Raw genomic sequence first — 12354 nt, forward strand, 5'->3', positions numbered from 1 at the left:
ACGGTGCGATCGTCACACGGCATAGTAGAGGTCCCTGCAGGAGCAAACGCCACGGAGTACCGGGCGGCCCTGGGGAATTCCGCATACGGAAACAAAGCGAAAAAACGGGGAGTTGACCCATCGATGGCGACACGTCGGGATGAGCTGAACGCCTACTCCTTCGCGCGCAGGCGCACGGTGGCGGCGTTCTTGCAGCCGTCCCCGCACGGTTCGGAGGAGGCCGCGCCGCGCCCCCTCAAGACCGTCCTGCCGAGTCTGGGCGTGGCGGTGCTGGTGCTCGTCGTATTCGGGGCATGGGGCATGCTCAGCCCGACCGCCCCGAAGGGCTGGGACGACCAGGGCAAGAACATCCTCGTCGGCAGCGAGTCGACGACGCGTTACGTGCTGGTGAAGACCAAGGGCGAGAACAAGCTCAGTCTGCACCCGGTCCTCAACCTCGCGTCCGCCAAGCTGCTGCTGAACGGCGAGAACCCGCAGGTCATCAAGATCAAGGAATCGGTGCTCGACGAGAGCAAGTATCCGATGGGCGCGACTGTCGGCATCCCGTTCGCGCCGGACCGGCTGCCTTCTCCCGACGACGCGGAGAAGGCCAAGGTGTGGGCACTGTGCGAGGCGCCGGGCCAGGACGAGAACGGGCAGCCCGTCAAGGACGGTAAGCCCGTCAGGGCCACGTACGTGCTGGACCAGGGCGACTACAACAGCCTGCTCCACAAGGGCGGCAAGGAGCTGAACGAGCGCCAGGTGCTGTACGTCGAGGGCCCGAAGGACCCCGGCTCGGTCAGCGGCTTCGGACAGCGGTTCTTGGTCACCGCGGACGGGCGGGCCTACGCGGTCGGCGGCCCGACGTGGAGGCTGCAGCCCGAGAGGGAGCTGAACAACCTGCAGCGCGCCGTGCTCGGCGACGGGGTGGAGCCGCAGCCGGTCAGTGTGGACTTCCTCAAGACGCTGAACGTCGTGGGATCCCTCGAGTTCCCCGAACTGGCGGACGCGGGAGCGCAGGCGAACGTCGAGGGCCTCGACCCCCGCTACTCGAAGGTGGGCCTCGTCCTCGAGGCCGACTCGGGCCCCAAGAGGCAGAAGTACATCGTGCTGAAGGACAAGGTTCAGCCTGTGTCCAACTTCACGGCGCAGATGTGGCTGCGCAGTGAATTCATCAGCACCGTGTACGGCGCTCAGAGCCCGAAGCCAGTGGACGTCAACTACAACGACATCCAGCCGGAGAAGGGCGAGTGGATGTCGGAGAAGAACTGGCCCCAGGAGACGGTGGCCCAGGGCAACACCAACTGGTGGGAAAAGGGCGGCAACCGGGTCTCCTGCAGCATCTGGCACGGCAAGAAGGACGAGTACACCGGGCTGCAGAAGATGACGGTCTGGACCGGTCCGGAGTACCCGAAGGACGTCGCCCAGAGCGGCTCCAGCACGTACGTCTCGCCGGGCAGCGGCCTGCTCTTCACCAAGCTGACGGGGGCCACTGGCGGTGGCGGTAGCACCTTCCTGGTGACCGACACCGGACTGCGCTACTCGGTCCCCACACGTAACGACAGCGCGGTGACCGGCGGCGAGAAGTCCGACGGCCAGCAGCAGACCAACACCGCGCAGGTCCGGCTCGGGTACGGCAAGATCCGCCCGGTCCCGGTCCCGGCGACCTGGGCGGACCTGCTCGCCGCGGGGCCCGAGCTCAGCAGCGGCAACGCGCAGCAGGCGCAGGGGTCGTAGGCGGGGCCGGACGATCATCGACGCCATGTGGGCGCCCTCCAGGGCTTCTTGCCGGGAGGGCGCCCGCGGGCATCGAGCGGTGGCATTGGGTGCCATCAGGCGGATGCAGCGGATGCATCGGAAGCCGCGCGTCGGCGCGATGCGTTCGGGCGTGTACGTGTGGGCGTGTACGTGTGGGCGTGTGTTCGCGGTGGCAATTCCTGGTGAAGAGTCTGTGCACAGGGCGGTCGCCGCGACGGGTCACGCCTCTCGATCTCGCCCTCTCCTCCGGAGGGGGCGAGGCACTTGTGCGAAGCCGGTGCGGCGCGACTTCCACTCGACAAACAACTTGTGAAAAAGGTGAGTTGAGTTCATCGCGATCTTGCTACAGAACCCATCTGATGTTCGTTCTGTCGGCGGATGCGACTAGAGTGGAGCCAGACCAGACTGGATACGCCTGTCGTCGCGAGACGGTGGCGTACGAGTGTGGGTCTATCTAGAACTCCTACGTCTCATGGGGGACACAACATGGCTGGACAGCAGTTCACCATGACCGAGGAGGAGATGGTCGCGTTCAGCGGCAAGATCTCCTCGGTCAACTCCTCGATCCAGGGCGAGATTCGCCGGCTGCAGACCGTGATCGACACGATCACGGGCGGCTGGAAGGGCTCGGCGGCCACCGCGTACAACAACCTGCAGTCGCAGGTGAACCAGGATGCGAACAAGATCAACCAGATCTTGAACGACATCAAGGAAGCGATCGACCAGAGCACCAAGAGCTACGCGGCCTCGGAAGAGGAGCAGCGCGCTTCCATCCAGAACATCGCGGCCTCGTCCCCGTTCGGATGATCGGCCCCGTGTGCCGCGCGCGGCACACGTCCGTGACCGACCATTCACACATCTGAGGAGACATAGACATGTCCGGGCAGATCCTCGTCAATTTCTCCACGATCTCCCAGGCCTCCCAGGACGTCCGCTCGACGGCGAACAACATCCGTCGTCAGCTGGACGAGCTTGAGGCCGGCGTGAAGAAGATCGCGGTTAGCTGGGAAGGTTCCGCGCAGGAGGCCTACCGCGCCAAGCAGACCGAGTGGGACCAGCGCGCGGCTTCCATGCAGCAGACGCTGGAGGCCATCGCCAAGGCCCTCGACAGCGCCGCGCAGAACTACCAGGCCACCGAGTCGAAGAACGCCCAGATCTGGGGCGGCTGACGTGATCGCTTGATGGGGGCGGGTGCGCGACAGCGCGCTCGCCCCCATTGGCGGTTGACGGGACGTGCGGTTCATCGGCGGGTCGCCGATCCGCACGGCCCGTAAGGCCTGTATGGCCTGCACTGCCTGTACGGAAACGAAACGGGAGGACGTAAGACAGTGGGATCCGGGGCATCGCGCGCCGCGCGTCGGAGCGCCGCAGGCACCGCCGCTCTGGCGGTCCTCGCCTGTGGGCTGCCCTTCGCGGGCGCCGCACCGGCCGCCGCCGCGGAACACGTACGGACCACCTTGGCCGACGACGACGTGCGGTTCCAGGTCGACGACACCAGCTGCTCGTTCCCGTCCGACCCCATCAAGGGCACCCCCTGGTCCCTGCAGCGCGTCGTCCTCGACCAGCTGTGGCAGGACACCAAGGGCAAGGGCGTCAAGGTCGCTGTCATCGACACGGGCGTCAACACCGTCAACGGCCAGCTGAAGGGTGGCGCCGTCGCCAACGGCAAGGACTACTTGTCGAAGGGCGGAACCGGCAAGACCGACCAGGTGGGCCACGGTACGAAGGTGGCGGGCATCATCGCCGCCCGCCCGATCGACGGCACCGGCTTTGTCGGCCTGGCCCCGGAAGCGACGATCATCCCAATCCGACAGAACGACGACCAGGGCAGTGGCAATGTCGGGACGATGATCAACGCCATCATCTGGGCTGCCCAGCAGGGCGCCGACATCATCAACATCTCGCAGGACACCGCCTCGAAGATGCCCCCGAAGGTCGACGACGCGTTCCGGGCGGCAGTCCAGTACGCCCAGGAGAAGGACGCCCTGATCGTCGCCGCGGCCGGCAACAACGGCGCGGACGGCAAGATCAAGGAGACGTACCCGGCGGCGTACGAAGGCGTCCTGGCGGTCGCGGCCTCCGACCGCAACAACGCCCGCGCCCCCTTCTCCCAGTCCGGCAAGTTCGTGGGCGTCGCGGCACCTGGCATCGACATGGTCTCGACGGTCCCCGTGGGCGGCCACTGCGTGGACCAGGGCACGAGCTTCGCGGCCCCGTACGTCTCGGGTGTCGCGGCCCTGATCCGGGCCAAGCACCGGGACTGGAACTACAAGCAGGTCATCACCCAGATCGAGCAGACGGCGGACCGCACGAAGCCGAACCGTGACGACTTCGTAGGCTGGGGCGTCGTCGACCCGGCCGCCGCGGTCAACGACGACACGACGGCACCCTCCGAGGACGGCCCGAAGCCCGACCAGGTCGGCGCCGGGGGCGACGCCGCCGATGTCGAGGCCGCGACCCTGGTCCTCGGCGAGTCTCCTCAGGAGCGGACGGAGCGGTACGCGCTGTACGTGTTTGCGGCCGGGTTCGCTGGGGTGCTTCTTCTGTTCGGGGGTGGTCGGGTCTTGAGTGACTGGCGACGCAGGCAGGGCGTGGGTAACAACGTGGAGACAACGGGGAGCTGAAGATGGCTGGAGAAGTAAGCGTCGATCTCGACGAACTTGAGAAGACTGTCACCGCACTGAACCAGGTTCTCAGTGGTCTGGGTAAGGCGGGTACGGACACGGAGACCAACACCTACCTTCCGGAAGGTGCTCTCGGAACCGGATTCGATGAGGCGCACAAGCTCGCCAACGCTCACAACGAGATCAAGACGTACATCCAGGACGTTGTGAAGTACCTCAACACGGTCATGGACGAGTTCGGGCAGAAGACGAAGTATTCGCTGGGTGCGTACCAGGATTCCGACTACGACGCCCAGTCGAGCTTCCCGAACGCCGGAAAGTAGTGATCCATGAACCAGGTGCAGACTGAGGCGCGGAGTAACGAGGGGGTACAGGGGCATGGCTGACAGCGACAAGCAGATCGACTACGACTACGCCGAGATGAACAAGTGCTTCAACGAGAAGCACACGACGTCATTCGCCAGTGGCAAGAACATGGACGAGATGCAGGCCATGCTTCGCCATGCCGATCCAGTGGCTGTGAAGGGCGTCGCTACGGGCTGGTCTGGGCTGTCGTCGCAGCTGATCGATATCCAAAGGGATTTCGACAAGGAGGTCGCCCGTATCCAGGAGCACTGGAGGGGTGCGGCTGCCGACAGGTTTGCCGAGAAGGCCAAGCAGGTCAGCAAGAGCATCGGCGACACCGCCAAGTACGCCAGCCACACCTCGACCGCGATGGCGAACGCTGGCGCGATGCTGGAAAAGACGAAGCCCGCGGTCATGTCTATGGAGAAGCCGGGTGGGTTTTCCAGCGCGATGAACAGCCTGGGAGATGGCTTCACCCGCAGCGATGAGGGGCTCAACAAGGATCTTGCCTCGGGGAAGGGCGCGCAAGATGCGCTTGACGCCAACCACGACGACCTTTCGGCGGGGCGGGAAGCGCAGCTTGAAATGGCTGCGAAGATGGAGACGTTGGGGGCTGCTTACAACTCCCAGTCGATGGCTATGGGGTCGTGGAACAGGAAGCCCCCGATCGACGATGGGTCTGACGTTCCGGGGGACCCCGGCGGTGTCGCGCCCACACCGGTAGTCGTGCCCACTGCCCCTTCTCCTCGCAGCCCACAGAACGTGTCGCAGGGCACCGTACGATCTGCCCAGACAGGCACGATCAGCCAATCCAAGCCTGTGGCTCCGCCTTCGGGAGTCACGGGTGGAGCGCATAAGCCAACCGTGCCAACTCATAATGTCGGAACGGCGATTGATGGAATCTCCGGTGGTCGCACCGGGGCGCCGACGGTTGGTGGTGGAAGCACAGTCGGAGGTGGATCGGCGAACCTTGGTAGCCCGGCCGGCGGCACAGGTGTCGTTGGCGGCCCGGCTGGCGGAGCTGGAGTGGCTCGGGGTGCCACGGCCGCTCGTGGTGCTATGGGTGGCAGCGCTGGCACGACAGGTCGTGCTGGCGCTGCGGGCATGGGGGGGCGCCCTGGTGCTGGAGGCGTGGGTGGTGCTGGAACAGGTGCCGCCAAGGGCGGTGCTGCACGTTCCGGCGGTATGGCTCGCCAGTCCGGCGGCGTAGTTGGTGGCACGCCCAAGGCTGGTGGGGGCACGGGCAGGGGCACTTCCGGTGGTTCGGGCTTGCATGGCAGCCGCGGTGCCGCTGGACGGGGAGCTGGCGCTGTTCGTAGGGGCGGCATGGTAGGTGGACCCGGTCCACGCACCGGTCGTCCCCAGGACGAAGAGCAGCGCGAGGGCGAGCGCCCCGACTACCTGGTCGAGGACGAAGAGACCTGGGCCCCGCAGCGTAACGTGGCACCTCGGGTCATCGAGGAGTAAGTCGCGCGGCATGCCCTAGTTGATAGGAAGGTGCGGGGGGATTTTCCAATGTCCTCCCCGCACCGACCTCAGAGAGGAACACACGGATGGGCTTCACCCGAGTACTTCGCGCAGCTGGCTGTGGCGCGTTGGTAGGTGCGGTGCTGTTTGCTTCTGCACCAGTTGCGGCTGCGGACCAGATCAGAGAAATGCAGTGGGCCCTAGAGGCACTCAATGCTGACTCCGTGTGGAAAATCTCCAAAGGGCAAGGCGTCACAGTCGCTGTTATCGATGACGGGGTAAATTCCAGCCACGTTGATCTTCAGGGAAATGTTCTTGAAGGCAAAGATTTCATGGATGGGGGCAGTGCGACCCCAGATGCCGATGACGACCACGGTACGGCTATGGCGGCAATCATCGCCGGGCATGGCCATGGCGCTGACGCTGGCGTGATCGGCTTGGCGCCAGAGGCAAAGATTCTACCGGTCCGGGAATTTGGCACCAACGGGCCAGGAACTGATGTCGCTATTCGGTATGCAGTCGACAATGGCGCGTCCGTGATCAATGTCTCGCAGTGCTTTGATTCCACTTCCCAGGAAGAACTGGACAAAGTATCGACTGCTGTGGCCTATGCATTGAGTCGCGACGTATTGGTAGTTGGTGGCGCTGGAAATGACGGCGACTCAAGAAAGTGCTATCCGGCTGCGTCACCTGGGGCGCTAGGTGTGGGTGCTGTAAAGAATGACGGGCAAATCTGGGAGAACTCGAACTCCGGAGCCCATGTAGCATTGACGGCTCCCGGCACTAACATCGTTGGCGCGAAAGGCAAGGGCAACGGATATCGCAGCGGGACCGGCACGTCTGATGCGGCTGCATACGTCTCAGCAGCGGCCGCACTCCTGCGATCTAAGTTCCCTGACCTGACAGCGGGCCAGATTGCCAACCGTCTCGTAAAGACAGCGGTGTTGCCGGACACCGAGAAGGGGCTGTCCTTGCCGGATAAGAGCTATGGCTATGGCATCATCCAGCCGCTCTCCGCGCTGAAGGACGACATCCCGGCTGGCTCAAAGTACGGTCCGCTCACCGTTCCGGAGTCTCTAAAAGAGAAGTCGGCTGCCCCTGAGGCCGGTACGTCCGACGAGGAACAAGAGAAGGCTGACCAAAAGGCAATGCTTATCTGGGCTGTCATCGCGGTCGTGGGTCTGGCTGTCATCGGCCTGATTGTGCTCTTGATCGTCAAACGGTCGAGGCGAAACAGGAACTCCAACGGCGGCCCTGGCGGTCCCGCCGGCTACCTGCAGTACGGCCAGCAGCCTGTTCCGCCGCACCAAAACCCCTACCAGCAGCAGGCTTCGCAGCAGAACCCGTACCAACAGCCCACTCCGCCTCAGGGCCAGTGGCCGCCCCAGCAGTAGCTGTTGCCGGGTATGACTGGAAGCCAGCGGGCGTGACGCGGTAAGGCGTCACGCCCGTCCTGGTATTGAGGAGCAGGTCTGATTTCAAGATTGAGCATGGTCGCGCAAAGCCGTTACGTCGAGAAACAGCAGTAACGAGTGCGGGGTCACTCCTTCGTCTGTCCCAATGAAGTGCCCTGCGACCCCGAAGATCGGTCGCGGCTGTGTGGCGCCCTATTGATCGGGGTATGCCCAGTCGCCCGCTCGAGTCATCGTAAAGGGAAATGTCAAGTGCAATCCAATCACTCACCAGGGCATACGCCCGGGTCAGCCCCACAGGGTGTCTTTCATCAAGGAGCACCACCTCCTACGCCAGGAATGCCGAGTCCGACCTATCGGTCGACACCGCCGGCGAAGCCAAAAGGCCGTGCCCGCAAGGTCGTCGGTGTCCTGCTGCTCGTGTTCTGCGTCCTGCCGCTTCTTGGCACGGCCTTGACTGTCTACAAGACAATCAAGAGCGCCAAGGAACAGAACTCGAATGACGAGTTCATTCCCAAAGCGTGGCACAACCTTCGAAGCGATGAGATCTTCCCTGCCCGCATCGCCACTGATAGTACTGTCGGTGGCGCGAAGATTTGGGCGCGGCAGGGCATTGCAAAGGAAAGTTCATGCAAGGAAGCGTTCCCCGCTGATTTCGCTGACAATGTGATGGAAAGTAGCTGCAAGTTAGTACTCCGGGCGACATACACCGACCTGGGTGGCGATATGGCAGCGACCATTGGTCTCGTTGTCGCCAAGTCATCCGGTACCGCGAAAGTAATCGATGCCAAGATTAGCAAGGAGCAGAGCGAAGGGGTTGGGGAGGCTCGATTGCCGACGGTCCTGCCGTTTGCCGTTCCTGGTACTCAGACTGCTGATTGGGGCGAGAAGGCGGGCATTGGCGGTGCCTCGGCGCAGGTCTTCCTGCCGGATTCTCCATACACCGTGACCACCACAACCGGTCCTACTGACCCAGCCCGTTCGGTCGGTCAACTGCCTGAACCATGGGGCTTTGTGGGCTACGAAGAAAGATATCCCTACCGGGACGTGGCGAAAGCTCTTGCGACAATCTATGCCAGCGATCTTCGGAGGACGGTGCTGGGCAAGTGATCAAGCGTATTTCGACCAGTGTGCTTGCGACGACCGTCTTGACAGTGGCAGGTGTATCCGCCGCATCAGCCGATACGGCCCGCGGGTGGGAACGGGCAGCGATGTCCGTCCCCGCCGCTCAAACCATCAGCAAGGGCGAAGGGGTCACCGTCGCAGTCCTCGACACCGGCATCCGTACTGACCACCCTGCGTTGAAGGGCCGTGCCACGGAGGGACCGGACTACCTGAAGGAGAACGACAAGTCTGAGGCTTGGTACGGCGAACACGGCACGGCAATGGCTTCCAGTGTCCTCGACGTTGCCCCGGAATCGAAGGTGCTTGGCTTGCGGGTAATCCGAGACAATGACGACCCGGACTACCAGGGCGGGAGCTTGAACAATCCTGACGCGCTCTCGCAGGCGATCATCTACGCGACGGACCACGGTGCCGACGTCATCTCGATGTCCCTTGGTTCCAGGACCTCCTGGGGCGGTTACTCCGAGAAGGACTTGACGGCGATCGACTATGCGCTGTCCAAGGGAGTCGTAGTCCTCGGCGCAGTCGGTAACCTGGGAGACAAGAACGACGGAGGTGACAACGGCATTTCCTACCCGTCGGCCTATCCGGGGGTCATCACCGTGGCAGCTTCGGTCCCAGATGGCTCACGTGCGTCGTTCTCGTCTGTCCACTCCTACGTCGACATCGCCGCCCCGGGCGTTTCCATCTACGAAGCAGACCACCGCTCCAGCGGACGTAAGTCTGGAGAGGGAACTTCCGCGGCCTGCGCTCTGGCAGCAGGCGTGAGTGCACTGATCGTCTCGAAGTACCCGGACCTTGCGCCTCGCCAGGTAGAGCAAGTCCTCGAGAAGACTGCTTCGCATGCCTCCCGCGGCTACAGTGCGGAAACCGGATATGGCGTGATCAATGCCCAAGCGGCACTCCAGGCTGCCGCAAAGCTCACTCCGGAGAAGACGGTACTGACCGGCGAGACGGGCGTTGGCCTTCATTTCGGCCCCGGAGACGACGGCACACCCAAGACGTTCGACCAGGGTGTGGACTCCGCAAATGTTGGAATTGCGGTCTTCGGAGCGTTCGCGACACTCTTTTCGATCCTCGGAGGCCTCTGGCTCTTCAAGAGCGGTCGTCGACTGCAACGTCAGGGCGCCAATTACGGCGGGCCTGGTGGTTCGGTCGCCTACCCGCAGTACAGCGCCCATCCGGTACCTCCGCAGCAGTACCCGTACCAGCAGGCTGCCCAGTCAACGCAGAATCCGTATCAGCAGCCCAACCCGCCCCACGAGTAGCCGCAGGGTCTGGCGCGCATCTTGGTACGCCAACTGTGCGGGCGTAAAGACGCCCGTTTCTCTTTACGCCCACGCTGCTTGACACTGGCAGGTCGCCAGTGAGGATGATCCTCGGGACGTTGCGGTAGCTCCCAGCGAAGCAGAGCTACGAGTGCGTCGGACGGGGCCGCCGCACCGATTGGGCTGCCCACCTGCGCGGCGAGTGGCTCCGGATGTGCCGGCACCGACGCCACCAACGCGATCTACGCCCCGTCCGCAAACCCCAGCTCGAGACGACCTCGCCGGAAAACGTCCTTGGGGTTCGCGCGAACCCCAAGGACAGCGGCTCGAGGAGCCTCCCATTGCAGTTCGAACGTTCGTTGGTTTGCCAGACCTGTGCGCGGTCTGCGAGTACACGCACTCGGCGGTCGGTGAACGCGACTGCCAGCCTCATGGCCGGCAAACAATCCGCCGTGTGGTGGGGCGCCAAGAGTTGTCCGGCTTGGCTCTGCCACCGTGCATGCCCTTGCCGTGGCCGACCGTGCGGGGCCTTATCGACGGTCAGCTCGGTGCTTTCCATCGTCCGTTCCAGCCGGTGTCGGGTTTGGGTTCGCTCGGCTGCAGGAAACTCTGTAGGTCGTGGCATCGACGGCTCGTAGCGCGGTGAGTGCCTCGCGCGCCCGGTCCGGCCGACGACATCGCGAACTGGGCGACGGTTGCCGCTACGCATCGCCGGCGTCTTCCCCTGCACAGCCGGGCCCGCGACTAAGCTCAATTCGCCGCCGACACCGCCAGGTTCATTCGTGTAGACGTTAATTACGCATGGTCCGCGGCTACTGCGGTTCCAACACGTCTGCCACATCCTCGAATGAACCCTTTGAGTTTCGGATCAGTAGTCGTCAGACTGGGCCCCTCTGAGCGAGAACCTGAACGCGCATGGCACAGTAGTCCCTGTGTGCAATGCCGCGCTCCAAGGAAGGGACGGGAATTGACCGATGAAGTCACCCACTTTTGACGGAAGCCCGCAGCCGCCATCCAGGCTGGCTGTGCTGACATGGTTCACCTTCCAGTGGTTGTGTGTCCCCCTGGAGCTCGTCATCAGGCTCGTCTGGAATCTGGCCATGTTCTTCGGGGATGGCGTGGACGGCGCTGGAATGAAGGAGCCCTTGGCTCGGTTTATGTCGCCCGCAAAGCTGGCCTTGTCCATGAGCCGCAACCCCCGTCGTTGGGAAAGGCATGTGGACCGTCTCTTTGGCCATCTGGCCGATCAGTTGAGAGGGGAGAAGTTTACCTGGGGTACGTTGATTAGGCACCCACAGATGTATGTCTCGCGCGAATCTGCAGGTGTCAAGAGTCGCGTCAGAGCGCTTACGGTCGACTTTCGCGAATTCCGTGGCGCGAACTATCCTGTGGTTCAGGCCTCCCTGGCGCGTCATGGACTGAAAGCGAAACCTTGTGTCACTGGCGACCCGTCGCAAGGATTGTGGGTCTATCTGACCGACGACCTTGGCATCCCCGTCAGCGAATCCTCCGCCGCGTAAAGACGTGCTGCGGATGGAAGCTTCTCACCGTGAGATGGGGAGCGCACGGATGGTTGTCAGGCCGATGAACCTATCGCTTGGATCCGCAGCCGGGCGATTCTCCTTAACGAAGCGACTCGCTCGGCCTGACAACGTTCAACCAAAGACGGACCGGGTTTCTTCCTCGATGGTCAGGTGCTGATCTCGCCCCCGTGTAGCGCCTTCGTTCTCCTGTGCCGGGCTCTGGACTTGGGAGTTATCCCTACTGAACCGCACCGTATCTCCGAGGCGCGACATCAAGCCCACATAGACAGGGAGGTCGGCCAGACTGGGAGTGCTCAAGGTGGTGATCAGAAGGTCACCACCCAATGGCGATGGTACGTACAGTTCGACATGAGCGAAAGCGATGGGTTGCTGAATCTGGTCACCGCTGAACTCTGTGGCATGAAATGAGGCGACGGCAGGACCACAGGTTAGATCGACTCGGTGAACATCACGGTGCTCCTCGAGGGAGAGCATCTCGTGCAGTGAGGCGGCGATCACCTCGGGCCGGTCCAGTTCGATTTTTTCCATCCGGACCAACAGATTCGCGATGCTCACCCCCCCTGCTTCAGTCTCGAACAGGCCAACGGCCGCATGTACTGTGCCGTCCGCCTCCAAAGCCTCGGCCATGGCACCGTAAGCGGCTGCAGTTACTTCCCGTTGAAAGTCAGTTCCCCCTGGCCAGATTGCCAAGGCCAGTTCTTGGAGGGCTGCTTCGAACGCTTCAGGTGGCAGCATCAGCGGAATCTCATGGAAATCCTCGGGTATTTCAAACTCAATGAGAGCTTCGTGATTCGGGCGGAGTTCCGTTGTCATCAGGTCCTCAATCATCTCA

11 protein-coding genes are annotated in these 12354 nt (G+C 63.1%); 10 read left to right on the forward strand and 1 reads right to left on the reverse strand.

From position 1 onward, the window contains the following. The first annotated feature begins 123 nt into the window (after nucleotides 1-123). The 10 genes from eccB to EJ357_RS33605 all read left to right on the forward strand — a co-directional run bounded on the left by eccB (nucleotide 124) and on the right by EJ357_RS33605 (nucleotide 11498). Nucleotides 124-1716: a type VII secretion protein EccB gene (gene eccB, locus EJ357_RS33560; RefSeq protein ID WP_126395454.1), complete on the forward strand. Its 1593-nt coding sequence runs from the start codon at nucleotides 124-126 to the stop codon at nucleotides 1714-1716. A gap of 507 nt (nucleotides 1717-2223) precedes the next feature. Further along, complete coding sequence (locus EJ357_RS33565; RefSeq protein ID WP_093911577.1) at nucleotides 2224-2544, forward strand: WXG100 family type VII secretion target; 321 nt, start codon at nucleotides 2224-2226, stop codon at nucleotides 2542-2544. Nucleotides 2545-2612: 68 nt separating this feature from the next. Further along, nucleotides 2613-2906 (forward strand): WXG100 family type VII secretion target, encoded by a 294-nt coding sequence (locus EJ357_RS33570; protein ID WP_126395455.1) that lies wholly within the window; start codon nucleotides 2613-2615, stop codon nucleotides 2904-2906. 159 nt (nucleotides 2907-3065) lie between these two features. Beyond that, nucleotides 3066-4361: a type VII secretion-associated serine protease mycosin gene (gene mycP, locus EJ357_RS33575; RefSeq protein WP_228472691.1), complete on the forward strand. Its 1296-nt coding sequence runs from the start codon at nucleotides 3066-3068 to the stop codon at nucleotides 4359-4361. Between the two features lie 2 nt (nucleotides 4362-4363). After that, nucleotides 4364-4684, forward strand: a complete 321-nt coding sequence (locus tag EJ357_RS33580; RefSeq protein WP_126395456.1) for a hypothetical protein — start codon at nucleotides 4364-4366, stop codon at nucleotides 4682-4684. 55 nt (nucleotides 4685-4739) lie between these two features. Further along, nucleotides 4740-6173 carry a WXG100 family type VII secretion target gene (locus EJ357_RS33585; RefSeq protein ID WP_126395457.1) on the forward strand — a complete coding sequence of 478 codons (1434 nt, stop codon included), beginning with the start codon at nucleotides 4740-4742 and terminating at the stop codon, nucleotides 6171-6173. An 86-nt stretch (nucleotides 6174-6259) separates the two neighbouring features. Beyond that, a complete protein-coding gene (gene mycP / locus EJ357_RS33590) occupies nucleotides 6260-7567 on the forward strand; it encodes a type VII secretion-associated serine protease mycosin (RefSeq protein ID WP_228472692.1) in 1308 nt (435 codons plus the stop codon). Nucleotides 7568-7924: 357 nt separating this feature from the next. Continuing rightward, nucleotides 7925-8695 (forward strand): hypothetical protein, encoded by a 771-nt coding sequence (locus tag EJ357_RS33595; protein WP_126395458.1) that lies wholly within the window; start codon nucleotides 7925-7927, stop codon nucleotides 8693-8695. Further along, nucleotides 8692-9978, forward strand: a complete 1287-nt coding sequence (locus EJ357_RS33600) for a S8 family serine peptidase (protein WP_175647611.1) — start codon at nucleotides 8692-8694, stop codon at nucleotides 9976-9978. The genes EJ357_RS33595 and EJ357_RS33600 overlap by 4 nt, the downstream gene beginning before the upstream one ends. A gap of 974 nt (nucleotides 9979-10952) precedes the next feature. Further along, nucleotides 10953-11498 (forward strand): hypothetical protein, encoded by a 546-nt coding sequence (locus EJ357_RS33605; RefSeq protein WP_126395460.1) that lies wholly within the window; start codon nucleotides 10953-10955, stop codon nucleotides 11496-11498. A gap of 135 nt (nucleotides 11499-11633) precedes the next feature. Here the strand turns inward: EJ357_RS33605 and EJ357_RS33610 are convergent, their stop codons facing one another. Then, a complete protein-coding gene (locus tag EJ357_RS33610; RefSeq protein ID WP_126395461.1) occupies nucleotides 11634-12350 on the reverse strand; it encodes a hypothetical protein in 717 nt (238 codons plus the stop codon). Nucleotides 12351-12354: the final 4 nt, after the last annotated feature.

Origin of the sequence: Streptomyces cyaneochromogenes, assembly GCF_003963535.1 — a bacterium.
Taxonomy (GTDB): Bacteria; Actinomycetota; Actinomycetes; order Streptomycetales; family Streptomycetaceae; genus Streptomyces; species Streptomyces shaanxiensis.